General features: G+C 59.5%; 22 protein-coding genes and 1 pseudogene. 9 read left to right on the top strand and 14 right to left on the bottom strand.

The window, feature by feature from the left end:
• Positions 1 to 15 precede the first annotated feature (15 nt).
• Genes ERE07_RS08475 through ERE07_RS08460 form a run of 4 tightly spaced genes read right to left on the bottom strand, consistent with a single transcriptional unit; the run spans position 16 to position 2,530 of the window.
• Entirely contained in the window at positions 16 to 357 is a 342-nt protein-coding gene (locus ERE07_RS08475; RefSeq protein WP_130008388.1) for a surface lipoprotein assembly modifier, read from the bottom strand.
• A 56-nt stretch (positions 358 to 413) separates the two neighbouring features.
• Positions 414 to 1,226 carry a thiazole synthase gene (locus ERE07_RS08470; RefSeq protein WP_130008387.1) on the bottom strand — a complete coding sequence of 271 codons (813 nt, stop codon included), beginning with the start codon at positions 1,224 to 1,226 and terminating at the stop codon, positions 414 to 416.
• A gap of 5 nt (positions 1,227 to 1,231) precedes the next feature.
• Entirely contained in the window at positions 1,232 to 1,453 is a 222-nt protein-coding gene (thiS, locus tag ERE07_RS08465) for a sulfur carrier protein ThiS (protein ID WP_130008386.1), read from the bottom strand.
• Positions 1,454 to 1,459: 6 nt separating this feature from the next.
• On the bottom strand, positions 1,460 to 2,530 hold the full coding sequence (locus ERE07_RS08460) for an FAD-dependent oxidoreductase (protein WP_130008385.1): 1,071 nt from the start codon (positions 2,528 to 2,530) through the stop codon (positions 1,460 to 1,462).
• A gap of 65 nt (positions 2,531 to 2,595) precedes the next feature.
• Here ERE07_RS08460 and ERE07_RS08455 point away from each other — a divergent pair, with 65 nt between their 5' ends.
• Genes ERE07_RS08455 through ERE07_RS08445 form a run of 3 tightly spaced genes read left to right on the top strand, consistent with a single transcriptional unit; the run spans position 2,596 to position 6,119 of the window.
• Complete coding sequence (locus ERE07_RS08455) at positions 2,596 to 3,411, top strand: IclR family transcriptional regulator (protein ID WP_130008384.1); 816 nt, start codon at positions 2,596 to 2,598, stop codon at positions 3,409 to 3,411.
• A 16-nt stretch (positions 3,412 to 3,427) separates the two neighbouring features.
• Complete coding sequence (locus ERE07_RS08450; RefSeq protein ID WP_130008383.1) at positions 3,428 to 4,405, top strand: AAA family ATPase; 978 nt, start codon at positions 3,428 to 3,430, stop codon at positions 4,403 to 4,405.
• Positions 4,406 to 4,409: 4 nt separating this feature from the next.
• Positions 4,410 to 6,119, top strand: a complete 1,710-nt coding sequence (locus tag ERE07_RS08445) for a cobaltochelatase CobT-related protein (protein WP_130008382.1) — start codon at positions 4,410 to 4,412, stop codon at positions 6,117 to 6,119.
• Positions 6,120 to 6,173: 54 nt separating this feature from the next.
• Here the strand turns inward: ERE07_RS08445 and pta are convergent, their stop codons facing one another.
• Positions 6,174 to 7,181 (bottom strand): phosphate acetyltransferase, encoded by a 1,008-nt coding sequence (gene pta / locus ERE07_RS08440; RefSeq protein ID WP_130008381.1) that lies wholly within the window; start codon positions 7,179 to 7,181, stop codon positions 6,174 to 6,176.
• Between the two features lie 24 nt (positions 7,182 to 7,205).
• Positions 7,206 to 9,002 carry a sulfoacetaldehyde acetyltransferase gene (gene xsc / locus ERE07_RS08435; protein ID WP_209021117.1) on the bottom strand — a complete coding sequence of 599 codons (1,797 nt, stop codon included), beginning with the start codon at positions 9,000 to 9,002 and terminating at the stop codon, positions 7,206 to 7,208.
• Positions 9,003 to 9,321: 319 nt separating this feature from the next.
• Here xsc and ERE07_RS08430 point away from each other — a divergent pair, with 319 nt between their 5' ends.
• Positions 9,322 to 9,714 (top strand): nuclear transport factor 2 family protein, encoded by a 393-nt coding sequence (locus ERE07_RS08430; protein WP_130008380.1) that lies wholly within the window; start codon positions 9,322 to 9,324, stop codon positions 9,712 to 9,714.
• Between the two features lie 40 nt (positions 9,715 to 9,754).
• Positions 9,755 to 11,164 carry an NAD(P)/FAD-dependent oxidoreductase gene (locus ERE07_RS08425; protein ID WP_130008676.1) on the top strand — a complete coding sequence of 470 codons (1,410 nt, stop codon included), beginning with the start codon at positions 9,755 to 9,757 and terminating at the stop codon, positions 11,162 to 11,164.
• A 105-nt stretch (positions 11,165 to 11,269) separates the two neighbouring features.
• On the opposite strand, the gene pdxR is transcribed toward ERE07_RS08425, so the two are convergent.
• The 5 genes from pdxR to ERE07_RS08400 all read right to left on the bottom strand — a co-directional run bounded on the left by pdxR (position 11,270) and on the right by ERE07_RS08400 (position 16,573).
• Positions 11,270 to 12,826, bottom strand: coding sequence for a MocR-like pyridoxine biosynthesis transcription factor PdxR (gene pdxR, locus ERE07_RS08420; RefSeq protein ID WP_130008379.1), 1,557 nt, complete (start codon positions 12,824 to 12,826; stop codon positions 11,270 to 11,272).
• Between the two features lie 11 nt (positions 12,827 to 12,837).
• On the bottom strand, positions 12,838 to 13,665 hold the full coding sequence (locus ERE07_RS08415; RefSeq protein ID WP_130008378.1) for an ABC transporter permease subunit: 828 nt from the start codon (positions 13,663 to 13,665) through the stop codon (positions 12,838 to 12,840).
• A complete protein-coding gene (locus ERE07_RS08410) occupies positions 13,658 to 14,485 on the bottom strand; it encodes a taurine ABC transporter ATP-binding protein (protein WP_130008675.1) in 828 nt (275 codons plus the stop codon). The genes ERE07_RS08415 and ERE07_RS08410 overlap by 8 nt, the downstream gene beginning before the upstream one ends.
• Positions 14,486 to 14,577: 92 nt before the next feature.
• Complete coding sequence (tauA, locus tag ERE07_RS08405; RefSeq protein WP_130008377.1) at positions 14,578 to 15,624, bottom strand: taurine ABC transporter substrate-binding protein; 1,047 nt, start codon at positions 15,622 to 15,624, stop codon at positions 14,578 to 14,580.
• Positions 15,625 to 15,892: 268 nt separating this feature from the next.
• On the bottom strand, positions 15,893 to 16,573 hold the full coding sequence (locus ERE07_RS08400; RefSeq protein WP_130008376.1) for an LOG family protein: 681 nt from the start codon (positions 16,571 to 16,573) through the stop codon (positions 15,893 to 15,895).
• Between ERE07_RS08400 and polA the strand changes: the two genes are divergently transcribed.
• Complete coding sequence (gene polA, locus ERE07_RS08395) at positions 16,572 to 19,289, top strand: DNA polymerase I (protein ID WP_130008375.1); 2,718 nt, start codon at positions 16,572 to 16,574, stop codon at positions 19,287 to 19,289. The genes ERE07_RS08400 and polA overlap by 2 nt on opposite strands.
• A 64-nt stretch (positions 19,290 to 19,353) precedes the next feature.
• On the opposite strand, the gene ERE07_RS08390 is transcribed toward polA, so the two are convergent.
• Together ERE07_RS08390 and htpX are read right to left on the bottom strand one after the other, a co-directional pair.
• On the bottom strand, positions 19,354 to 21,027 hold the full coding sequence (locus tag ERE07_RS08390; protein ID WP_130008374.1) for a Na/Pi cotransporter family protein: 1,674 nt from the start codon (positions 21,025 to 21,027) through the stop codon (positions 19,354 to 19,356).
• A gap of 112 nt (positions 21,028 to 21,139) precedes the next feature.
• Positions 21,140 to 22,021 (bottom strand): protease HtpX, encoded by an 882-nt coding sequence (htpX, locus tag ERE07_RS08385; RefSeq protein ID WP_130008373.1) that lies wholly within the window; start codon positions 22,019 to 22,021, stop codon positions 21,140 to 21,142.
• 166 nt (positions 22,022 to 22,187) lie between these two features.
• On the opposite strand from htpX, the pseudogene ERE07_RS08380 reads away from it, so the two are divergent.
• A pseudogene (locus tag ERE07_RS08380) lies at positions 22,188 to 23,018 on the top strand (DMT family transporter); the annotation flags it as partial.
• 179 nt (positions 23,019 to 23,197) lie between these two features.
• Here ERE07_RS08380 and ERE07_RS08375 read toward each other — a convergent pair.
• Entirely contained in the window at positions 23,198 to 24,352 is a 1,155-nt protein-coding gene (locus tag ERE07_RS08375; protein WP_130008371.1) for an aromatic ring-hydroxylating oxygenase subunit alpha, read from the bottom strand.
• A gap of 253 nt (positions 24,353 to 24,605) precedes the next feature.
• Here ERE07_RS08375 and ERE07_RS08370 point away from each other — a divergent pair, with 253 nt between their 5' ends.
• A complete protein-coding gene (locus ERE07_RS08370) occupies positions 24,606 to 24,893 on the top strand; it encodes an exodeoxyribonuclease VII small subunit (RefSeq protein WP_130008370.1) in 288 nt (95 codons plus the stop codon).
• Between the two features lie 3 nt (positions 24,894 to 24,896).
• Entirely contained in the window at positions 24,897 to 25,811 is a 915-nt protein-coding gene (locus ERE07_RS08365; protein WP_130008369.1) for a polyprenyl synthetase family protein, read from the top strand.
• The last annotated feature ends 66 nt before the right edge of the window (positions 25,812 to 25,877 follow it).

Below are 25,877 nucleotides of genomic sequence, written 5' to 3'. Positions count from 1 at the left end.
CGGTTTGGCGAGAGCTCAGAAATGGGTATCGGTGTTGATCTGCGCATTGATACGCGAGCCCAACCCCGATGTCCAAGTCTGTCCCCACGCCGCGCGCAGGCCCACTTGTTGAAAGCTGTCACTGGCATCCCTGGTGCCAGTCTGCACCTGGATGTCATGGCCGAACAGCCAGTACTGGCTGTCGGTGGGATAGAACAAGAAAGACAGGCTGGCCAAATGGCCACGGTGGTCCAGATGGGTGCGCGTGCGATGCTTCTGACGCCCATATTCCCACGCGGCCAGCGACTGCCATCGGGGTGACCACCAGTAATTCCATTGTGCTTTGACGCCAGTCTTGCGCGAATAGGCCTTGCTCAAGCCTGAGCGGCTCTAGGCTGCGTACCACTGGCGGCGGCTAAGCTTGCATTGGTGTACTACAGCACAAACGGCCGTCCGGTGACAGGTGTGGTGGCCACGGCCATATCCTGTTCCGCCATGATACCGGCTTGCCAGGCTTTGCGGCCGCCCTCGATTGCCAGCTTGAAGGCTTCGGCCATGAGCACCGGGTCGTGCGCCTGCGAGACTGCCGAATTGAGCAATACAGCGTCAAAGCCGAGCTCCATGGCCTGCATGGCGTCCATGGGCGATCCGATGCCTGCATCGATGATGAGCGGGACATCCGTAATGCGGTCGCGCAGGGTGCGCAGCGCATAAGGGTTGATCAGACCCTGGCCCGAACCGATGGGGGCTCCCCAAGGCATGAGAACGCGGCAGCCGGCATCCAGCAAGCGCTGGCACGTGACCAGATCATCCGTACAGTACGGGAATACTTCGAAACCTGCCTTGACCAGCTCGGTGGCGGCACGGACCAGCTCGAAAGGGTCGGGCTGCAAAGTGTATTGATCCCCGATGACTTCAAGCTTGAGCCAGCGGGTGTCGAAGACCTCGCGAGCCATATGCGCCAGTGCGATGGCCTCGGCGGCCGTGTGGCAGCCAGCCGTATTGGGCAGCAGGTGGGCGCCACTTTGCTTGATCAGCCGAAAGAAAGACTGCCCGCCGTTTGAGGACGCCTCATCGCCCCCTCCCTTCGCGCTGCCGCTTTGCGCCATTTGGCGCTTCAAGCCTACGGTGACGACCTGCGCTCCCGACGCCTGGATGGCTTGTTCGAGCACCAGGGGTGAGGGGTAACCCGCCGTACCGAGAAAAAAACGGCTTTCCAGCGTTATGCCGGCAATGGACCAGGACATCTGGGTTAGCCTCCGGTAATGGGTTCGAATGTAGTGATGGCGTCCTGGTCGGCCAGAATCACGCTGCTGCGTGCCTGTCTGGACACATGGCGGCCGTTGACGGCGGTGGCGATGGGGTCGCCCGCTTCGATGGATTTCTGGGCGTAGGTGTGCAGTGCGGCGTCGAGGGTGAGCCCCTGGTCGACGTCGTGTGCCTGCCCGTTGAAAAATATTCTGATGATGCTCATAGTGGCCTAGGACCGGATTAAGGGGCCATTGTTAAATGCCTGCGCCAAGGCTTCGTCGACGACTGCGGGCGCAATCAGCCAGCCATGGCGGAACAGGCCGTTGATGCGCGTCAGGCCTGCCTCTTGTTCGATGCGCGGCAGGTTGTCGACCAGGGCGGGGCGTAAATTGGTTTCAGTGTGCACCACCCGCGCTTCGGAAAGCGCCGGCAACATGCTGTGCGCCGCAGCCAGCAATTCTACTGTGCTGCGCAGCGAAACGGGAGAGCGATCTTCGCTTTCGATTTCGCTGGCGCCAACAACGATGATATCACCTCGACGCGGCACGACGTATACCCGGTGGCGGGGGTGCATAAGACGCACCGGTCGATGCAGACGCACGCCCGGTGCGTGCAGCCAGAAGATCTCGCCGCGCACGCCACGCACATTGCGGCAGGAGCGTTCGTTGCCAAGGTCGGGGGCATCGGGCAAACGTTGACCCAGGCCGCGCACGTCAAACACATGATCGAACTCCCAGACCTGGGAATCGCTGGCGAGGATGCCTGGTTCGACGCGCGCAATGCGCTGGCCCCAATGCCACTGCGCACGCGTTGCACCCTCGTACAGTCCGATCATGGTTTCGACGGAATTGAGCAGGCCTTCGTGGGGCAGCATCCAGGCCATGGCAGGCCCGTGGATGTCCGGCTCGAGTTGAGCAAGGTCGGTGAGCGGCAGGCTGACCGGCTTGTAATCATGGGGGGCTTTGTCAGCAAGCAGGCTGACGGTGCGCTGGGCAGAGCCATGGTCGTGGCGGTGGGCCAGCAGCAGGCTGCCTTCGCGTGAAAACGACACTTGCCCAGGCAGGGCAGGTATGATTTGGGACCATAGGTCGAGGGAACGCACACCCTGGTTGAACACACCCATATCGGCGCATTCCAGCTCTGCAGTGGGCGTGAGCATGCCTGCCGCAGTCCAGCCGGCCGCACCCCGCCCGGTGGGGCCGTCCGCAGGGTCAAATACAGAGACCTGTTGGCCTTGCTGCGTGAGCAAATAAGCGAGCAGGCGGCCGAGTACGCCGGCGCCAGCAATCCCGATGTGCATTTTTTTCGTCCAAATGTTATAAAAAACGGTACAATTCATTCCTATAACTGGAATATAGAGCGATCATGGCCGCACGTCCACAACAAATATCAAGTGAACTGAAGATTGATGGCAATACGCCAACAATGCGTTTATTCGCCTTGCTGGAAGTCATCGCCCAGAAAGACCAGTATTTTTCGTTGCAGAGTCTGGTGGATGAGCTGGGCCTTCCCAAGCCCACGCTGCATCGCATGCTCCAGCAACTGGAAGGCGCGGGCATGATCCAGCGCGACGGCGATGGACGGCAGTACAGCACCGGTCTGCGTCTTCGGCGCATGGCTGAGAACCTGCTGCTGAACAACACCGTGCATGGCGCCCGGCATTCGGTTTTGCGCCAACTTGTCGAGGAAGTGGGAGAGAGCTGCAATATCACTACATGTTCCGGTGATGAGGTATTGTATCTCGACCGTGTGGAGACGCTGGCGCCGCTGCGTTTCTATTTGCATCCGGGTTCGCGCGTGCCATTGCATTGTTCCGCGAGCGGCAAGCTGTTTCTGACGCAGATGGCGCCTTCGCAACGCCGCCGCTTGCTGGCCCACGTGGTGTTCCAAAAGTTCACGGAAAAAACGATCACCAGTATGGAAAAGCTGGAATTCGAAGTGGAGCGTGTGCGTCGCGATGGCTATGCCATCGACGACGAAGAGTTCCTGCCTGGACTGCTGTGCGTGGCCGTGTTGGTGCCCTCGACGCAGGGCAAATCCAATATGGCTGTTGCGATTCAGGCCCCTATCATGCGCATGACTGCCGAAAAATCGCTGCAATGCCTGCCCGCATTGCAGCGCGCTGCGCAAGCGCTGGCGGAAATCGAAAGCGCCAATCATCCCATTATTGAGCCAACGTGACCAGAGAGGTGTCTACATGACTCACGTATTGCCCATCACTCCCCCCATGCACCAGATATCGGTTCGCTCCGTATTTGGCCTGGATACGGATCTGCAGGTTCCGGCCTTTGTCGATCGCGATGAACATGTCCCCGAGATAGACGATGCCTATCGCTTCAATCATGATGTCACGCTGGCCATTCTGGCGGGGTTTGCGCGCAATCGTCGCGTGATGGTGCAGGGCCTGCATGGCACCGGCAAATCAACGCATATTGAGCAGATTGCCGCCCGGTTGAACTGGCCCTGTGTGCGCGTCAACCTGGATGGGCACATCAGCCGGCTTGATATGGTGGGCCGGGACGCAATTGTATTGCGCGACGGCCTGCAGGTTACCGAGTTCCAGGAGGGCATCGTGCCTTGGGCGCTGCAGCGGCCCGTGGCACTGATACTGGATGAGTATGATGCAGGGCGTCCAGACGTCATGTTTGTGATCCAGCGCATTCTGGAGCGGGATGGCCGGTTTACGCTCCTGGATCAGAATCGGGTGATTACGCCGCATGAGCAGTTCAGGATGTTCGCGACCTCCAACACCCTGGGCCTGGGCAACGCCAGCGGACTATATCAGGGCACGCAACTACTCAATCACGCCCAACTGGATCGATGGAATATTGTCGCCGCGCTTAACTACCTTGACCCCGAGGACGAGCTCGATATCATTGCCGCGCGCGTACCGGCGATGGACGACGCGCGAGGGCGCGAGCTCATTCGTGCCATGATAGGCGTTGCCAACCTCACCCGAAAAGGCTTCGAAGTAGGCGACTTGTCTACGCTGATGTCGCCCCGCACGGTGATTACCTGGGCGGAGAATATCCAGATCTTCACTGATCCGGGGCTGGCCTTCCGCCTGTCTTTCCTGAACAAGTGCGATGAGGCCGAGCGTGGTGTTGTCGCCGAGTATTATCAGCGCTGCTTCGGACAGGAGTTGTCCGATCAAGCCTTGCGCGCATCGGGTTGATGCCATGCAGGCCGTCGCAGAGCGCATACGCAGGCAGCAGTCCGAAGAGCTGACCGTGGCCGCCATGCGTGCCCTCACCGGCAGAGTGGGGCTGCACTTTGAGGGTGGCCGACTATTCGATGGTGATCGTGCATTGCCGGATCATGCACCGCATCTGCAATTGCAGGCAGGCATTGATGCCCTGTCGTCGTATCGCGGCATCACCGATGGCCTGGCGTTGCGGCTGCGCTATTCAGATGCCTCCCTGCATCAACGGCTAATGCCGGCCGAAGGCGGGGTTGAGCGCCTGGTATTTGAGTGGCTGGAGCAGTTGCGTGTGGAGTCTCTGGCGCCTTCCGGCATGCCGGGCCTGCACCACAATGTGGTGGCCCGGTACCGCGAATGGTCGGCTGCTTTTCTGGATTCCGGCGCCACCGAAACCAGTCTTGGCATATTGCTGTTTGCTTTTTCCCAGATGGCCTGGAGCAGGTTGATGGCGCTGCCTCTTCCAGAGCATATCGACGACTTGCTGGAGCCTACGCGTGCAGCGTTGGGGCCGGCACTGGGAGGTCGGCTGGCGGCCATGCGCCGCTGCCGGGAAGATCAGGCGGCCTTTGCGGTGCATGCGCTGGAGATTGCCCAGGAAATTGCCGCGCGTGTTCAGGCCGAGTACGAAGACAGCCCCCAATCGCGGGGCGTCCGGCATGGCAACTTCTCGCTTGCGCTGGAGTTCGATCCCGATGAGTTGCCAGCGTTTCAGGCACCGCAGAGCGGAGAAAGTCTTTCGTTCAGGGCCGCGCGCGGGCAATACCGTGTCTTTACCCGGCGTTTTGACATTGAGCAGGACGCGGCGGATCAGGTGCGGGCCGGATTGCTGGCTGAGTTTCGCCAGGAACTGGACCAGATGCTGGCCCGCCAGGGCATGAATGTAGGGCGGCTGGCGCGAGGCCTGCGCGCAGTGCTTGCCAAACCCCAACTGGACGGCTGGCTGTTCGGGCAGGAGGAAGGCATTATTGACGGGCGGCGCCTTGCGCAACTGGTCAGTTCGCCAACCGAAAAGCGCCTGTTTCGCAGCGATCGCTATGTGCCCATTTCGCATAGTGCGGTCACCTTCCTGGTGGATTGCTCGGGCTCCATGAAGCAGTACGGCAGCACGCTGGCAATGATGCTCGATATCTTCATGCGCGCGTTCGAACAGGCTGGCGTGCCGATGGAGATTCTGGGGTTTACCACGCGTAGCTGGAATGGGGGCCGCGCTCGTCGCGAATGGTTTGCGCAGGGCAGGTATCCTGCGCCGGGCCGGCTCAACGAGCTGTGCCATCTTGTGTTCAAGGATGCCGCCACGCACTGGCGTCGCGCGCGGCAGGGCATTGGCGCTCTGATGAAGCCCGATCTTTTCAGGGAAGGGGTGGATGGGGAAGCTGTGCAGTGGGCATGCGGCCGCTTGCTGGCGCAGGATAGGCAGCGTCGCATTCTCGTCGTCATATCCGATGGCTGCCCGATGGACAGCGCGACCAACCTCGCCAACGACGCGTTTTATCTGGACAATCACCTGAAGGCGGTCGTGCGTCAGAGTGAGCGCGATTACGGTATCGAAGTGCTTGGCTTGGGGGTCGGCCTGGATCTCAGTCCGTATTACGCGCGGTCGCTGGCCCTGGATTTGTCCGAGGGGCTGGACAATGCATTCTTTGATGCTTTTCTGCGGTTGGTGGCGCTGCGCAGGCGGCGCGTGTAATTGACGAGCCATGTGCTGGCGCGCCGGTGGCGCGCTCAGTCCAGGGTGTGTGGCTTATTGTCCGGCCTGAGCCTGCACGGCAGTGACGGCTATGACGTTATACACATCGTCCGTAGAGCATCCGCGCGATAAATCGTTGGCGGGCTTGTTCAGGCCTTGAAGCAAAGGTCCGAGCGCGGTGGCGCCACCCAGCCGCTCAGTCAGCTTGTAGCCGATGTTGCCTGCTGACAAGTTGGGGAAGATCAGCACATTGGCCTGGCCCGCCACGCGGGAGTCAGGTACTTTGCGTTGAGAAATGTCTGGGACAATGGCGGCGTCCAGCTGGATTTCTCCATCAATGGCCAATTCAGGCTGGCGTTCGCGCACCAGTTCGGTGGCGATCCTGACCTTGTCGACTTCGCGATGGGTCGCGCTGCCGGCGGTCGAGAACGACAGCATGGCGAGTTTGGGCGTGACCTCAAGCAAGGTGCGCGCGCTGTCAGCCGCTGCCATGGCTATTTCTGCCAATTGCTCGCTGTCGGGGTCAATGACCAGGCCACAGTCAGAGAAAATCATGGCGTGCGTGCCCGGATTGAAGGCTTGCTCACGCAGCATGATGAAGAAACTGGATATATGTCGGGTGTCGGGGCGTACCCCTATGATCTGAATGGCATTGCGAACGACGTCGGCCGTCGTGTGGGTAGCGCCCGCAACCGAGCCATCCGCGTAGCCCTGCCTGACCATCAGCAAGGCAAACACCAGTGGCTCGCGTACTGCCGCGGCAGCCTGTTCGGGAGTCATCCCTCGCTTTTTGCGCAGCGCCAGCAGGATCTGCTGGAATTCATCCAGCCAGGGCGAGGCCTGGGGATTCAGGTATTCGGGAATGCTGCCGGAAGGTTGTGACGCCGTACCGGCAGGAAGGCTGGCCGCCGCCGGGGGCGAACCCACGACGATGACGCGTGCCAGCCCATCGGCAGCGGCCCGCAGGGCCGCTGCCTGCACGCGGGGGTCATCTCCTTCGCACAGCACAATACGCATGGGCTGTCGACGGGCTTTTTCCAGTATGCGATCAAGCTGTTTCATGGAGATGCTCCCTGCGCAGTCGGCTTAGACGTAGTCCTTGTACTTTTCCAGCAGACGTACCGGCTTGGACAACGCATCGCGGCGGAAGGGATCACCCAGTTCGCGGGTGCACATGATTTCCACCACAGTAGTCTTGCCTTCCTTCATCTGTGCTTCCACGGCTTTCTTCAACGCCGGGCCAACATCCTCAAGCTTGTCGACCACAATGCCTTCGGCGCCCATGGCCTTGCCGATTTCGGCGAAGCTCTGGTTGTCGAGTTCGCCGGCAACGAAGCGACGGTTGTAGAAGTCCACTTGGTTCTTCTTCTCGGCGCCCCACTGACGGTTGTGGAACACAATCGCGGTGACGGGGATGTCGTGGCGAACGCATGTCATGATTTCCGACATGCTCATGCCCCATGCGCCATCTCCTGCGTAGGCGATGGCAGGACGCTCCGGTGCAGCGACCTTGGCACCGATGATGGTCGGCAAGGCATAGCCGCAGTTACCCCAGCTCATGGGCGCGAAGAAGCTGCGTGGCTTTTCGAAGCGCAGATAGCTGTTGGCCACGGAATTGATGTTGCCAATGTCGGTCGACACCATGACGTCGGCAGGCATGGCTTTTTCCAGTTCGCGCAGAACCTGACGCGGGTGCAGATAGCTGCCTTCTTCCTTGCTCTGCTCCTCGATCATGTCCAGGCTGTACGGATCTTTCTCGTGTGTCCATTCGTCCAGCTCTTTTTCCCAGGCATCTTTCTCTGCCTTGATCTTGCCGGCACGCTCGTCCTTGTTCGCGTCGCAAGCCAGTTTCTTGCCTTCCAGCCTGCTGGTCAGTGCCGCAGCGGAGGCCTTGGCGTCGCCGCAGATGCCGACGGTGATCTTCTTGACCAGGCCGAGCATCTTGCTGTCTGCATCGATCTGAATGATTTTGGCTTCTTTGGGCCAGTAGTCCATGCCATGCTGCGGCAGGGTGCCGAAGGGGCCAAGACGCGTGCCCAGCGCCAGAACGACGTCAGCCTGCGAAATGAGCTTCATGGCTGCCTTGGAGCCCTGGTAGCCGAGCGGACCGCACCACAGGGGATGGCTGGCAGGGAAGGAGTCATTGTGCAGATAGCTGTTGACTACCGGAGCGCCCAGGCGCTCGGCCAGGGCCTTGCACTCTTCGACTGCGTCGCCCATGACGACACCGCCGCCCGAGATGATGACCGGGAACTTGGCCTGCGCCAGCAGTTCGGCCGCCTCGTTCAGGGTTTTTTCGCCGCCGGGGCCGCGATCCAGGCGCTGGGGCTGGGGAATTTCAACCTTGATTTCGCCATAGAAATAATCGCGAGGGATGTTCAGTTGTGTGGGGCCCATTTCCGACAAGGCGCGGTCGAAACAGCGTGCCGTGTACTCAGCCATGCGGGCTGGATTGGTGACGTGCCCTTGATACTTGGTGAATTCCTGGAACATGGGCAACTGATTGGCTTCCTGGAAGCCACCCAGGCCAATGCCGCCTGTCCCGGCTTCTGGCGTGATGATGACGACGGGCGTGTGCGCCCAGTACGCGGCCGCGATCGATGTGACGCAGTTGCTGATGCCCGGGCCGTTTTGCCCGATGACGACACCGTGGCGGCCGCTGACGCGGGCGTAGCCATCGGCCATGTGGCCGGCGCCTTGCTCATGCACGACAGGGATCAGTTTGATGCCGGCTGGCGCGAAAATATCCATGGCGTCCATGAATGCGGAACCCATGATGCCGAAGACTTCCGTGACGCCATTGGCGACCATGGTTTCAACGAACGCCTCGGACGGGGTCATTTTTTGCACACCGGCAACGGGTTTGCGAGTATCGGTCGTCATAGTGCCTCCTGATTGGCTGACGGCTTTAGAGTTGAGTGTATCCATTGATCTCGTATCCTGTTTATAAATATTGAGATGAATTATTCCGTTATTTGTTTTTATAGTTAAATTCTAGCGGGGAAAAATGTAAAGTCAACAAAAATATTGTTTTAATGGAACGTACTGTTTCGATTTAGTGGCAAATAAATCTGGCTCATGCGAAATGTGACCACTGGCTCTAGCCCCTTGCTCCATGATCTCCTAACTTATGGATGTGATCCTGCTGTCACAAGAAGACAGTGCATCACAATCGCTGCATAAACAAGAGGAGGTAGCACGAATGTCCAACGAAAATCTGGTCGAGACCATCAAGGCCTTTGGTGAGGCATGGAACCGTCACGATATTGAGGCCCTGATGTCTTTCATGCATGAGGACTGCGTATTCGAGACGGTAGCTGGTCCGGAGGTATATGGTGCCCGCCACGAGGGACATGCCGCCGTGCGCAAGGCATTTGAGGCTGCCTGGCAGACTATACCGGACGCGCAATGGCGCAATGCCAAGTGCTGGGGCGACGGTGAGCTCGGCGTCATGGAGTCGACTTTCACAGGCACGGCCGCGGATGGCTCGCGTATCGAAGCCAATATGGTCGATCTGCTGGTGTTCCGGGACGGCAAGATTCTCTTGAAGAACGCCTTCCGCAAGAATCGTCCGCATTTGCCCGCCAAGCGCTGATGTTTTCCGGGTTTTCACTCTTATTCACTTTGGAGTCATGATGGCTGCCAATCCTATCGATGCAGAGCACTCGCCTGAGCGCTCTTTCAAGGAAAGTCCCTACGATCCCTTATATGATCCGCTGGTCTCGCGCACAGGCCGCGGCCAGGCGTACGCGCCGACGTACTGGGTCGCCACGGCGGGACCTCCGCCCGCAGACGATGGCCCGGTCGATCATGATTTCGATGCCGATGTTGTGGTGATCGGTTCGGGCTTTACCGGCCTGGTCACGGCGTTGAACCTGGCTGAGGAACATGGGGTAAAAGTTGTTGTGCTGGAAGCCAACCGGGCTGCTTGGGGCTGCACCAGTCGCAACGGCGGCCAGGGGCAGAACGCTTCAGGGCGTCTGTATCGTTCGCAGTGGATACAGCGCTGGGGCATGGATGTTGCCAAGCGTCTTGATGCAGAGATCCATAGCGGTTTCGACTACTGGAAGAGCCTGATTGCCACAATAGATTGTGATGCACAGCCCGGCGGGCACCTGTATACGGCACATCGCCAGAAAAAAATCGCTTTTCTGGAGAACGAATGCCGGGTGATGCGGGATGTCTTTGGCTACGACACACGTATGTTGTCCCGTGGCGAACTGCATGAGCGCTACGCGGCCGATCAGGAAGCGGTAGGTGCATTGCATGAACCCGATGGCGTGGGCGTCCATCCGCTCAAGCTGGCCTTTGGCTACCTGCGTAGGTTGCGGGCACTGGGCGTTAAAGTGCATACTGCCAGTCCAGTGCAGGGGTGGGACACCATCAATGGCGTGCATCACTTGCGCACGCCGGGCGGTGTCGTTCGCGCACGCCGCGTTGCCGTCGCAACGGGCGGCTATACGCCCCAACGGCTGCACAAGGCACTGACCAATAAAATCATGCCCATCCTGTCCAACTCCATGGTGACCAGGGTGTTGACGCCAGAGGAGCGGGAAGCTGCGGGTTTGCACAGCACGACGTTTATCACTGATACGCGTACCCTGCGTTTCTACTATCGTCTGCTGCCCGATGGATCGATGCAGATTGGCAGCCGCAGTGCGCTGACCGGTGCGGACGCCAAGAACGAAAAGCATCTGGACCTGCTCAAGGAGGGCTTGTATCGCAAGTTCCCGACATTGCGCGGGATACCTATCGCCTATTCCTGGTGGGGCTGGGTGGATGTCAGCCACGATATGATGCCTCGCATCGTGCAGCCCAATCCCGCCGAGCAGGTGTTTTACGCATTTGGCTATGGTGGCAATGGGGTATCGTTCTCGGCGCATGCAGGACGCCGTCTGGCCGAGCGCGTGGTGGGCAAGGACGGCAAGCAGTGGGATTTGCCCATCTATAACTCGCCGTTGCCCGGTCATCTGTTCGCGCCGTTCCGCCGGCTGGGGCAGTCCATGCTGTACAAGTACTATTACCTGCGCGACGAAAAATTCTGATCTTGCCGCGCCGGCACACGCATGAGAAAAGCCACGGCTGTGCAGCCGTGGCTTTGTATTTTGCCTTCCCTGTCGGGCGGTGTTTCCCGTTTTGAAGCGCCTTGGCTACGGCGTGCGCAGGCGCTTGGGCGTTGCGCTGTGGTGGGTGCTGGCCTGCGTCATATGGTGATAGGCCTTGGCCAGCCGCTGTATGCCTTCGGGAATTTTGTTGGTGTCGATGGACGCGAAGCCCATGCGCAAATAGTTCTTGTTGTGCGGGCCGGGATGGTGATAGAAAACATGTCCTGGCTCGACAACCACGCCTTCCACCAGGGCTGCCTCGGCCAGTTTCTCCGTGTCTACCCCCGCTGGCGCCTTGAGCCAGCAAGAGGATCCGCCGCTGATGGGTATCAGTTCGAATTCGGGCAGGGTCTGATGGATGGCCTTGGTCAGCTCGGCCGCACGCTCCGCGTACAGCACGGAAAGCCTGCGCAGCAGCGAATGATGATGGCCCAGCGAGATGAACAGCGCAAATGCGCGCTGAATGTACGAAGAAGGATGGCGCAGCATCAGCCTGCGCAAGGCGCGTAATTCGCTGGCCAGTTCACGCGGCGCTACGATATAGCCTATGCGCAGGCCAGGGGCAAAGCTTTTGGAGAGACTGCCGATATAAATGACCCGCCCGTGCCGATCCAGGCTTTTGAGGGCGGGCGAAGGATGGCCGTCATAGCGGTTTTCGGTTTCATAATCATCTTCGATGATAATGCCGTCCGACCGGCTCACCAGCTCGAGCAGTGCAACGCGACGCTCCATGGGCAGTGTCACGCTGGTTGGGCACTGATGGCTTGGCGTAACGAAGATATAGTCGCAGTTCTGCAGGGTGGGGGTGATGCAAAGCCCTTCGTTGTCGATGGGCAAGGGCATGAGTTTTTCGGTGCGATGGGCAAAGGTATTGCGTGCATCAGGGTAGCCAGGGTCTTCCATGCCGACGACGGTGTGGTCGTCAATGAGCAGGTCTCCGAGTAAATACAATGCGTGTTGCGCCCCCACGGTTACGACTATTTCATCGGCTTCTGCCCAGACGCCGCGACGCGGCAGTACCTGGCTACGGATTTCCTCGATCAGCGCTGCGTCGTCACTGGTGACAAGGTCTGGCGCCCAACTGCGTATGTCCAGCACAGACAGGGCGCGAGTACAGCATTCCCGCCACTCTGCAGTGGGGAACTGGGCGGAGTCGAACTGGGCATACACAAAGGGGTAAGGCATGCTCTGCCAGTTCTCGGGCTTGACGATGTTACGCTGGCGAGAGGGATGAAATATCATGCGCCGCTGCCAACTGGCATCGGTATGCTGGGCGGGCTTCACTTCTTCGTGAGCCATGGCCGGCACATGGTTGCGCAGCACGTCATCGGCGATGAAGTGCCCACTGCGCTCACGGGAAACAAGATAACCCTCGGCAACCAGCTGCTGATAGGCAAAGACGACGGTGTTGCGCGCAATGCCCAGGCTTTCGGAAAGCTGGCGGCTGGAAGGGGCTGGCGCGCCGGGTGGAAGATGTCCGCTGAGGATGGCGGACACCAGCATTTTGCGTATGCGGCTTTGGAGGCTGAGATTGGAATCGCTGACGCGGTCAAACAGCGTCAGCCATTGCACATTGCTGGAAGAGGGGGTTGGCGTGTTCATTGGGTCGAAGCTTACACCTTGCCTTTCCACGGAATCAGCAGACGTTCAAGGTAGCGCAGCAGCAAATCGAACAGCAGGGCAAAGAAACCAATCACGATAATGCCCATGATCACCGTGTCACTGGCCAGGTATTGTGCCGCATTCAGCACCATAAAACCCAGGCCGCGCGCCGAAGCCACCATTTCCGCCGCAACCAGCGTGGTCCAGCCTACGCCGATCCCGATGCGCATGCCTGTGAAGATCTCCGGCATGGCTGCCTTGAGAATGACATGAAATATGATCTGCCGGCTGGAACCGCCCATGGCATAGGCCGCGTGTATCTGTTCGATCGATACCGATTTGACGCCGGAACGTGCGGCAATGGCCATGGGAGCAAAAATGGCCAGAAAGATCAAGAATACTTTGGGGAATTCGCCGATGCCGAACCAGATAATGACGAGCGGCAAATAGGCCAACGGAGGCAGGGGCCGGTAGAACTCGATGATGGGATCGAACAGGCCGCGCGCAATACGGTTCACCCCCATCAATATGCCTATGGGTACGGCAGTGACTAGTGCCAGCAAGAAGGCGCCCATGACGCGTCCCAAACTGGCCATGGTGTGCTCGGCCAGTGTCGAGTTGGCAACCCCCAGCGTGACCGCCTCAATGAACTTGTCATAGACAGCGAAGGGCGAGGGCAGGAAGATCGGTTTGACCCAGCCCATGCTGGTTATCAGAAACCACAGGGCAATCAGCACAACTGCCGTCATGAAACTGATGAAATTGCTATAGCCTGCGCCGGGCGCGCCATAGACTTGGCCCGGTGTGGCGGGCTTGCCGGAGAATAGTTTTTTAGACATGGAGAGTCGCCGCTGTGTCAACGGGTGCTTCGCCGGCGGCCCGCTCGTCGCCGTAGATGATACCCAGGATGGTTTCGCGCATGCGGATGAAATCTTCGCTTGATTTGATGGCACGGGCGTCCCGCGTTTCCAGGAAGCGCTTGTTGAAATCCAGTTCGTACATATTTGTGATGCGGCCGGGGCGGGGCGACATCACGATCAGCTTGGAGCCAAGAAACAACGCTTCTTCTACGCTATGGGTAATGAAAAAGAACATTTTGTGAGTGTGCTGCCAGACATCCAGCAGCAACTCTTGTATGGTTTCGCGTGACAGGGCGTCCAGCGCGGCCATGGGCTCGTCCATCAGCAGCATCGCGGGGTCGCAGGTCAGGGCGCGGGCAATGCCTACGCGCTGCTGCATGCCTCCGGACAGCTGATAAATCATGTGGCGGTGAAAATCCTTGAGCCCGACAAGTTCGAGGTTGCGCGCCGCAATCGCGTGGCGCTTGGATTTGCTCACCCCCTGCAGTTTAAGACCGAACTCGGTGTTGTCGATGACGTTGAGCCAGGGGAGCAGTGCGTGTTTCTGGAACACGACACCGCGATCCGAGCCAGGCCCCGTGATGGGCTCCCCGCCCAGCAGTAGCTCGCCCTGGGTCGGAGAAAGGAATCCTGCAAGGACGTTCAGGAGCGTTGTCTTGCCGCAGCCTGAGGCGCCCAGTGCCACCACGAAGTCGCCGGACTCGATTTCAAGATTGACGTTCTGCAGAGCCACAACCGACCCACCTTGCTGCAGAGCGGGGTAGGTGACGCTGACGCCTTTGATGCTGAGATTGGCCATGGGGGCTGTCATACATATGCTCCTTGCTGCGTTAAAGGTCGCGGTAGAAATGGCAGCGCTGCGCCGCTTCAGCAGCGTAGCGCTGCCTGCGATCAGTTTCCTGCCGCGGCGGCCGCTTCGGCAAATGAACTGTTGACGAAGGAGGTGTAGTCGTCCAGCGGTTTGTTGATCTGCCGCTGCGCCTTCAGGAAGTCGGCGCTTGCCGTGAAGGCCTTCGCCGCGCCGCTGTCTTTTCCACCACCCAGCCAGGCGTTGGAGGCTTGTTCCTTGGCATCGGGGAACAGCAGCAGCTTCAGTGCCGAGACGATATCGTCCGGCTTGCCGCCGATCATCTTGATGATGCCCTTAACGGTGTCCGATTCCGGTGTGAGCGAGTCGATGTTCTTGTTGTAGTCGGCGTAAGATTTTGCCAGGACTTCGGTAAACGCCGCCATGAACTTGGGATTCTTGGCTGCCCAATCCTTGTCGACAACCAGTCCGTCGAAGGTGGGAACGCTGAGCTTGCCTATTTCTTCCGAATCGGAAATGGTTTTGCCGGTTTTCTGGATTTCGGTCAGTGCAGGTGGCCAGACATAGGCGGCATCAATGTCGCCTCGCTGCCACGCGGCAACAATCTGTGGCGGCTGCATATTGAGGATTTGTACATCCTTGGGCGCGATCTTCCAGATATCGTCCATGGCGACCAGCATATGGAAGTGCGCGGTCGATACGAAGGGAACGCCGACTTTTTTGCCGACCAGGTCCTGGGGCTTTTCGATGCCCGAACCGTCACGGGCGACCAGTGCTTCCGATTTGCCGATGTTGTCCAGTATCCAGAACAGTTCCAGATCGACGCCGCGGGTGACGGCTGCCGTGATGCCAGTGGAGCCCAATACACCCACCGGTACATCGCGTGAAGCGAATGCGCTGGAGATGTCGCCTGCAGAGCTGAACTGGCGCCAGTCTATGGTGTAGCCTGCCGCTTCGGCTGCCTTGTCGAAGCTGCCGTCAGCAATGGCGCTGACAAAGGGCCCAACGATTTGCTGGTAGCCAACAACGACTTTGGTCTGCGCGAGTGCGCCGGTGGAACTCAAACTCAGCATGCCGGCGGCAACGCCCAACATGGCAAACCTGCGTACGCGTCGTAACATGGGTTTCATGGTTGTCTCCATTCAGGTTATTGCGACACACCGTGGTTGTATCGTGTTCGTGTCGCCTTGTGAATGGATAGTGCACACAGACCCGATCTGCGACTAGGTCCAGTTGTTTTTATTAGATGGGACCAGTTTTACCACGGTGTATTGCGCCAAACACGGCAAAGCCAATGCCTTGCTCCGTTTCAACTATAACCGTGGGCTCGAAGCCTTGATCGGCATTAAGGGTAAATGCCGATGCCGGAGAAGCAGGGAGTAAGCCGTTCGGGGGGGCTTATTCCGGCAGCGCGGGCGCAGTTTCGCGTTCGTGGGAGAAATCCGCGCAAAAGGCTTCGATCCGCTGCATGACCAGGTCAACATCGTCGGTGACGGTGACCAGGTCGATATCATGTGGGCCGATGAGCTTGAGCGCCAGCAATTGCTGGCGTATCCAGTTGATCAGGCCGTCCCAGAATTCGGTGCCGATCAGGATAATGGGTGCGGGTGGCACCTTGCGCGTCTGGACCAGTGTCATGACTTCGAACAGTTCGTCCAGCGTGCCAAAGCCGCCTGGCAGGGCAATATAGGCGGCGCTGTGCATGAAAAATGTGGCCTTGCGCGAGTAAAAGTAGTCGAAATTCAGGCTATGCGTCTGAAAATGATTATTGCTGGTTTCGTGGGGCAGTTTAATATTGAGGCCTACACTGGTGCCTCCGGCTTCGAAGGCGCCCTTGTTGGCGGCCTCCATAATGCCGGGGCCGCCGCCTGCAATAACGGTAAGGCCAGCCTTTGCCAGACGGGCGCCTATGGTTTCGCTCAGTGCATAATAGGGGGAATCCGGGCGCAGGCGGGCGCTGCCGAACACGCTGACGCCCCAACCGATTTCCTTCAGGGTGTCGGCGGCGTTCTGCAACTCTGACATAATCCCCGGAATCTGCTGTGAGGCAGTCAGACGGACAACTTTATTGTTTGACATGAAAAAAACCTTGTTACTTGTTGATGGGTCCAGTTATTTATATCGTGCCTATCACGCCATGCCGGATCTGCGAAACGCAAAAGGGGAGCCTACCGGTGCCCTATATGGTGTCATTTCTATGTTACGGAGACTGGCACAGGATTACAAGGCAGACTACGCCGCCTGCATTTTCGATGCAAAGGGCAAGACTTTTCGCGAAGATATATACCCACTATACAAGGGAAACAGGCCTTCGATGCCTGAAGAGCTTGCCGCACAAATAGCGCCCATACACAAGGCGGTTGCCGCATTGGGCTGGCCGGTGCTCTCGATTGCAGGGGTTGAGGCAGACGATGTCATTGGCACGCTGGCCTGCAAGGCCACGCGCGAAGGCATACACACCATTATATCAACTGGCGACAAAGACATGGCCCAGTTGGTCGACGATCATGTCGAGCTGGTCAACACCATGAGCGGTGACCGCCAGGATGTCGAGGGTGTCGTTCGCAAGTTCGGCGTTCGTCCGGGGCAGATCGTGGATTTCCTGATGCTCACTGGCGACGCCGTGGACAATGTGCCAGGTGTGACCAAGGTCGGCCCCAAGACTGCTGCGAAATGGCTGACGCAATACCAGTCCGTCGACAAGCTGGTCGAAAACGTGGCTGAGATCAAAGGCGTGGCAGGGCAAAATCTGCGCGAAGCCATCCCGAACTTTCCCATGACCCGCGAGCTGTTGACCATCAAGACGGATTGCGAATTGCCTTCGGTCGCCGACGGGCTGGATGATCTCGTGCCACGCCCAGCCGATCGTGGCACGCTGATACAGTTGTTCGAGGATTACGGCTTCCGCAGCTGGCTGCGCGAACTCACAGGCGAACCCGATCGTATCCCTGAGCAGGACAGCCGCCAGGCGCCCGAGCAGCCAGAAGCACCCGCCACAACACAGTACGACGCGGTTCTCGATTGGGAAACGTTTGATCGCTGGCTGGATCGCATCCAGGCTGCCGACTTGGTTGCGCTCGATACGGAAACCACGTCGCTCGACCCGATGTGTGCGCGCCTGGTTGGTTTGTCTCTATCAACTGAAGCTGGGGTTGCCTGCTATATTCCGCTCGCTCACCGCGGGCCGGATCGCGTAGAACAACTGCCCAAGGCAGAGGCGCTCGCTCGGCTCAAGCCCTGGCTCGAAGATGCCAGCCGCAACAAGCTGCTGCACAACGCCAAATATGATGCACATGTGTTGCTCAATGAGGGGATTGCTCTCGCCGGGATAACCGAGGACACGATGCTGCAGGCTTACGTGCTCGAGTCTCATCGTCGGGTCAATATGCAGGAACTGGCAGAGCGCTGGCTGGGCCGCATAGGAACCACCTACGAAGACCTTTGTGGCAAGGGCGCCAAACAGATTGGCTTTGATGAGGTCGAGGTCGATAAGGCGGCGTTCTATGGCAGCGAGGATGCTGATTTCACGCTGCAGCTGCATCAGGTGCTGCGGCCAAGGGTGGCGTCGGATCCTGGTCTGGAATACGTCTATCAACTTGAGATTCAGGCGTCGCGGGTGCTTACGGTGATGGAGCACAATGGCGTGCGGATCGACGCCTCGGTCCTGACGGCCCAGAGCAACGAGATTGGCCTGCAGTTGGTGGAATTGGAGCAAAAAGCCTATGCGCTGGCGGGGCAGCCCTTTAACCTGAATTCTCCCAAGCAACTGGGTGAAATCCTCTTCCAGCGAATGGGGCTGCCGGTTGTTCGCAAAACGGCGAGCGGTGCGCCTTCCACCGACGAAGATGTGTTGACCAAGCTCGCACGCGATTATCCCTTGCCTGCGCTCTTGCTTGAATATCGCGGCCTGGCCAAACTCAAGTCCACCTATACGGACAAGCTGCCCCGCATGATCAATCCCGGCACAGGCCGCGTTCATACGCGTTATGCCCAGGCCGCGGTGATAACCGGCCGTCTTGCATCGTCGGATCCCAACCTTCAGAACATTCCTGTACGTACGGCAGAAGGGCGGCGTGTGCGTGCGGCCTTTGTGGCAACCGCCGGCAGCATCGTCTCCGCGGATTATTCCCAGATCGAGTTGCGTGTGATGGCGCATGTATCCGCCGATGACAACCTGCGGGAGGCTTTTGCGCGCGGCGACGACATCCATCGTGCGACGGCCGCCGAGGTGTTCAGTGTCGCGCAGGATGCCGTGACCGCCGACCAGCGCCGTGCGGCCAAGGCCATTAATTTTGGCTTGATCTATGGCATGGGAGAATTCGGTCTTGCATCGAACCTGGGCATCACGCGCGATGCCGCCCGGTCGTATATAGATCGGTATTTTGCGCGCTATCCAGGCGTTGCTGCCTACATGGAGCAAACCAAGGCCATGGCTCGCGAGCTTGGCTATGTCGAAACAGTCTTCGGCAGGCGTTTATGGCTGCCCGATCTGCGCGGTGCCAAGGGCCCGCGGCTGGCGGCAGCGGAACGTGCCGCCATCAATGCACCCATGCAAGGTACGGCTGCCGACTTGATCAAGATCGCGATGGTGCGGGTTCAGGATTGGCTGCAGGCCGAAGGCCTGAAAGCCATGTTGGTCATGCAGGTGCACGATGAGCTTGTGCTGGATGTCCCGCAGGCCGAGGTTGAGTTCGTGGCGCAGCAATTGCCAATACTGATGAGTGGCGCGGCGGCGCTCAGCGTGCCCCTGTTGGCAGAGGTGGGCGTGGGCCCGAACTGGGAACAGGCCCATTGATGCCTCGCATGGCGGGCCTGGCGTGATGCGTTGCTGCCCAGGCAACGCCGCGTGAGCCGGCTGCTTATTCGGCAATATCGGCAGCCCCCTCGCGCAACCGGTTGGGCAGCAGTTCGTTGTGCTTGGCCAGGATGGGGTAGGCCGTCGCCCCGACCAGGCAGGAGTTGATGGCCTTGGTATCGCGCAGTACATCCAGATACACCGAGCCCACCTCGACATCCTCGAGCCGGCCCGATTTGATGGATCGCAGGTTTTGCTCGGCCGCACTGGCTTCAAGCTCGCGGAAATAGTCTTTTTCGTAGGCCAGGAAGCGGGCGCTTTTGAGGTCCTCTGCCACAAATAGCGCAGCGGCCTGACGCTGATTGCGTATCAGGCGATCCATGGTTTCGGTAAGCTGTTCGCGCTGCCAGTCCTTGAGCTCCCAACCTTTCTTGCGCAGCGTTGCCGTATGGCCCAGCAGGCCGTTGGTTGTGATATTGGCGGCGTGAGCCATGTTGGACGAAAACGCCACGATCTCGTCCATCCGGCGATGATCATCGGTATTCATGGCCTCCTGGTCCAGGGTCGCCAGATAGGTGGCGATCAGACTATCCAACTGATTGATGGCATTGTTGATGTAGCGCGCATGCGTCATGCGGTGCCGGTTGTCGCGGCGAAAGGCCGCCCGAGCCGTGGCCAGCAGGCTTTGAACCATGTCGGCAACGCGCAGCGCTTCGCGGGCGGCATTGCCCAAAGCAATGCCCGGCACTTCGTGGGCGGATTCATCCAGATACTGGGGGCGTGCGGGATCATCCGGATCCGTCTTGCGCGGGAGCATGCGGCGCAGCAGGCGTGCATAAGGTGTCAATAGCGGCAGAAACACCACCGCGGTCGCGATGTTGAACATCGTATGAAAATTGGCAACGGCGCGGGCAGGGTTGTCTGTGAGGCGGTCCATGAGCGCTGGCAGCCAGGGCAGCAGCATGAGCGCAACAATACATCCGACGATGCGTGTGCCCAGATTGCCCCACGGCAGCCGGCGCGCGGCGGGGTCATCCCCGTTTCCTGTTTCCAGGATAGGGTTGATGGCGGTGCCGATATTGGCGCCCAGCACCAGCGCGATGGCCAGTGGTGACGCGATCATGCCGTGGCTGGCCAGCGACATGATCAGCACCACCACAGCCACGCTGGAGTGCGAAGCCCAGGCCAGCAGTGCGGACAATATCAACGCCGCGATAGGCTGACCGGACAGCGCATCGAGCACGATGCGCAACAATTGCGCGTCCTGGATGGGCTGGAACAAGCGCATGAGTTCATGCAACGACAGCAGCAGCAGGCCCAGGCCGATGAATACGCGCCCAAGGTCGCGCTTGCGACTGGGCTGATTGCGGCGGAATAGCCATACACCGGCCAAAATCAGCGTGGGCGCCAGCGCTGTCAGGTTGAAGGACAGCAACTGCACGATAATGGTGGTGCCTACATTGGCGCCCAGCATGGCGGCCATGCCGGGGCCCAGCGCCAGCAGGCCGCCGGCGGCAAAACTGCTGATCATCAGCCCCGTTGCCGTACTGCTTTGCACGGCAGCCGTGATCGCCAGGCCGGTGAAGAAAGCCTTGACGCGCGTGCCCAGGGCCCGCCCCATCCAGATGCGCAGCGCGGCGCCAAATGCCCGCTGCACACCGGTCTGAACCATGTGCACGCCCCACAGGAGCAAGGCGATGTAACCCCCAAAATCAAGGAGCGCGAAGAGTTCGTTCATGGCAGCATGATAAACCAGCCAAACTGCGCAGCCACGTATTTAAGGTATGTTTTACGCGCGGCTGCGCTGCGGGATAGAAGCACTGCCGGTCCACCGGCGCGGCGAGTCGAGCCTAAATGCGCTGCGCCGCCTGCAGTGCGTGAATACGCGCCTCGATGGGCGGATGCGAGGCCATCAGGGCACTGACGCTGCGCCGCCCGGATATTCCCGATGCCTCGAAGGTTTTGGGCAGATCGCCAGGCTCGAGCCCGCCCAGGCGGGCCAGGGCGTGGATCATGGGCTCGCGGGATCCCAGCAGGCGTGCCGAGCCTGCGTCGGCGCGGTATTCGCGTTGGCGCGAGAACCAGGCCACGAGAATGGACGCCAATACTCCGAAGATCAGTTCGCAAACGATAACGGTAATGTAATAGCCCATGCCCACGCCACGGTCATTTTTGAAAATCGCGCGGTCGACGAAATAGCCCACAATTCGGGCCAGGAAAATGACAAAGGTGTTGAGCACCCCTTGGATCAGGGTGAGCGTAACCATGTCGCCATTGGCAATATGGGCGACTTCATGGCCAAGGACCGCAGCCACTTCGGCTTCGCTCATGCTGTCGAGCAGCCCCGTGGACACAGCGACCAGTGCGTCGTTGCGAAAAGCCCCAGTGGCGAAGGCATTGGGCGCGCCTTCGTAGATGGCCACCTCGGGCCGGCCAATGCCGGCGCGGTCGGCCAATTGATACACGGTATCGAGCAGCCAGGCCTCGCGTGCATTGGCCGGCTGCTGGGGATCTATGACTTTTGCGCCCGTGCTTTGCTTGGCCATCCACTTGCTGATCAACAGCGAGATGATTGCCCCGGTAAACCCCAGTATGGCCGAGAAGATCAGCAACTGGGTCATGTTCAGCCCGTTTGCCGTGAGATAACGGCCAACGCCCAGAACGTTCATGGAGGCGCTCAGCACTACCATGACAGCGATATTGGTCAGCAGGAAGAGAAAGATGCGTTTCATGGTTCTAGGGCTCTCTTGGGTGCAAAAAGCGTGATTGGACGATGTAGATGGGGGTTGGTTCCCGAATTTTAAAGGGTCGGGGGACGGAACGGATCGCGTAAGGGAGTATAGTATCGGGTTCCCGCTAAGTTCTAAATTTCGGTTGAGTCACATGCAGTCTCTGTGGATGCTACTGGCGAGTATCATGTATGCTGGCATGGGGGCCTGTGTGAAGGTTGCCTCTGATCTCGGTGCATCACTTGCGCACGTCGTGTTGTTTCGCGGCATTCCGTCTGTCCTCCTGCTTTTTGTCTGGACACGCTATACCCATCGCAGACTGACTCCCCCCAGCTGGAAACTCCACTTATGGCGTAATGTCGCAGGCATTTTTTCGATGTGGCTGGGCTTTTTTGCCATTTCCCACTTGCCGCTGTCTACCGCCATCAGCCTGAATTACACCGCGCCCTTGTTCATTGCAGGCTGGATGCTGGGGTGGGGCGGCAGCCAGCGTGATCCCGTCCGCATCGTGGCGGTATTGCTCGGGTTTCTGGGCGTGCTGGCTGTACTGCGGCCCAGCATTGGCCATGAGCATCTTCTGGCTGCCTTCATGGGCCTGGGCGCCGGCGCCATGTCTGCCATTGCCATGATGCAGATTCGTCAGCTTGGCCGTGTCGGCGAACCCGAATGGCGTACCGTGTTCATTTTTTCGTTTTGCGTCTGCCTTTCCAGCGTTCCTGGCATCGCCATTCAGGGTGTTGCCACCGTCAGTCTGGGTGCCTGGGCGGCGCTGACCGGCGTAGGCGTTCTGGGTCTGATAGGGCAGCTTGCCATGACGCGGGCCTTTGGCCTGGGCTCCGCGCTGCTGACGGCGGCGTTGCAGTACACCACTATTATCTTTGCGGCGATTCTGGGTTTTGCGGTCTGGGGAACGGTTCCCGACGTCATCGCCTGGGCCGGCATGGGGCTCATCATCGCGTCGGGCCTGTTATCGATATGGCGCACCTATAACGAGGATCGCATCTTGCGGGGCGTGCCCAAGGCTTCGCCCAAAGAGCCGGCGGCTGCGGTTGTCGGTGCTCAACCGGTTGGCGGGCCATCGGTGTCGAACAATGCGGATGCCACACCCGCTGCGCCTCAAGCGGCGCCTGCCAGCGTTGCAGCGGGCAAGCATTGAAAAAGCCGGCGGAGCCGGCTTTGCTAAACGGAAACGTCTGGCCCCATGATGCGGCGGTACCACTCATGAAAGTGTTGCATGCCGTCTTCCATGGGTGATTGATATGGCCCTGCTTCGCTGACGCCGCGCTGCATCAATGCCTTGCGGCCGGCGTCCATGCGTTCAGCGATCTCGTCATCCTCGATGGCGGTTTCCATGTAGGCCGCCCGTTGCGCCTCGACAAACTCGCGCTCGAACGCGGCGATATCCTCCGGATAGTAAAACTCCACGATATTGACGGTTTCCTGCGGGCTGACCGGGTGGAGCGTGGACAGCACCAGCACATGAGGGTACAGCTCTATCATGTGCGTGGGAAAGTAGGTAACCCATACCGCACCGAATTCCGGCTGGTCGCCGCTGCGGTAGTCCATCAGCCTGTCGTGCCATGCGCGATAGACATCGGTGCCCGGTTGACTCAAGGCGTTGTGCACACCCACACGCTGGCAGCTATACCATTCCGAAAACTCCCATTCGAGATCGTCGCAGGTGACGAACTTGCCCAGCCCCGGATGGAAGGGGCCAACATGGTAGTCTTCAAGATAGACCTCGATAAAGGTCTTCCAGTTGTAGTGGCAGCGGTGTACCTCGACGTGGTCGAGCACATAATCGGAAAAGTCGAATTCGGGGCGCTGGAACAATGCTGCCATGTCGGCGGCCGGATCGCGGGGGCCCTCGAACAGCAGGCCGTTGCAGTTGCGCAGCGCGAAGCGCTGCAGATCGAGGCAGGGCGTGGCGGGAAACTGCGGCGCGCCGAGCAGCTTGCCCTGATTGTTGTATGTCCACCGGTGAACCGGACAGACGATATTGCCGCCGGTGTCTCTGAGGTTGCCGCTGGAACGGCTGGCGCCGGTGACGTCTCCGGCTTCGCCGCCCAGCATGATGGCCTGGCGATGGCGGCATACATTGGATACCAGTTCTACGCCCTGGGGATTGCGCACCAGTACGCGGCCTGCGTTTTCCTGGGGCAGGGTACGCCAGTCTCCGGGTTCCGGGACCAGTTTTTCGTGTCCAATGTAAAGCGATGCGTTACCGAAAATGCGGTCCTGTTCCAGCGCAAAAACGGCATCATCGAAGTAGCTGCTGACTGAGAGTTGGGTCTGCGCAGGCATTACGTGCGCTCGACGACCGATGTCGGTCATGATTCCCCCCGCGATGAATAAACCAGGATAAATATGTGGATCAACACCTGGTGCGAAGAAAAAAACGGATTGGCCGATGAAATTTCAAGAACCTGACATTGTATCGTATTTACATGGATTTCGGGGGGCGGCGACCGGCTTCCGGTAATTTGTTACGGCGGCCGCCGCTGTCATCTCGTACAATCTACGCTAGGACATAAAACATAGGTGCGCTGCGATTCTCCGCGCGCTGTATTCTCCGGGTTTCAGCCTCATGAACGATAACACTCCGGCCATTGATGCCGGTCGCGATAACGCTGGCGCCGATGGCGCTCAGGATTTGCCGCAAGATTTTGAAACAGCACTGGCGCAGTTGGAAGCGTTGGTCGGTCAGATGGAAAATGGGGCCCTGCCGCTGGACCAGTCCATTGCTGCCTATGAAAAGGGCGTTGAACTGGCCCGTATCTGCCAGCGCCGCCTTGATCAGGCCGAACAGCAGGTCAAGGTGCTGCAGGGCAATCTGCTCAAGCCTTATACCGATGACAGCAGCGACGAAGGCTGAGGCATGGGGCGTCGATCAATAGATTTTCCGGCGTGGTTGGCCGAACGCGTGCAACACATCGAGGCAGTGCTCGACCAGTTTCTCCCCTCGGCCACGCTGGCGCCTACCGGGCTGCACGAAGCGATGCGGTATGCGGTGCTCGGTGGCGGCAAGCGTGTGCGGGCGGCACTGGTCTATGCGGCGGGCGAGGCATCGCTGCAACCCGGCACGGCAGCGTCGGCGCAGGAGATCGCCCTGGATCACGCGGCCGCCGCCGTCGAACTCATTCACGCCTACTCGCTGGTGCATGATGACCTTCCCTGTATGGATGACGACGCCTTGCGTCGCGGCCAACCGACAGTGCATGTCAAGTTCGACGAGGCGACGGCCATGCTGGCGGGCGACGGGCTCCAACCGCTCGCGTTCGAGCTGCTGGGCCTGATGCCGATCGCACCGGCGTTGATCGTTCAGGCCACTCAGTTGCTGGCCCGTTCTGCAGGCAGCCTCGGCATGGTCGGCGGCCAGGCCATTGATTGCGAGAGCGTGGGACAGGCGCTGAGTGAGGCGCAGCTGCGACAAATGCACAGCATGAAAACAGGCGCCATGCTAGAGGCCAGCGTATTGCTTGGCGGTATTGTCGCCGGCGCGGGTTCGGCAGCACGTCAGGGGCTGGAAAGCTATGCCAGCGCTGTCGGCCTGGCATTTCAGGTGGTCGACGATATCCTCGATGTTACCGGCGACACCAAAACATTGGGCAAAACCGCGGGCAAGGACGCGGCGGACAACAAGCCCACCTATGTATCCATCATGGGGCTGGATGGTTCCCGGCAACTGCTCAAGGAACTGCACGCCCAGGCGCATGCGGCCTTGTTGCCGCTCGGGCCTTCGGCGGCGCATCTGGCCTGTATTGCCGATTACATCGTCGGGCGCGATCGTTAACGCAGCCTGCTTTCGGAGGCGGTTGCGGGCAGGCCGCGCAGCTTCCAATACTTCTTTTGTCGCGAC

It is taken from the genome of Allopusillimonas ginsengisoli (assembly GCF_004153455.1).
GTDB lineage: Bacteria > Pseudomonadota > Gammaproteobacteria > Burkholderiales > Burkholderiaceae_B > Allopusillimonas > Allopusillimonas ginsengisoli.
The sequence above is the reverse complement of the archived record's forward strand: the minus strand, read 5'-3'. Positions and strand labels throughout refer to the sequence as shown.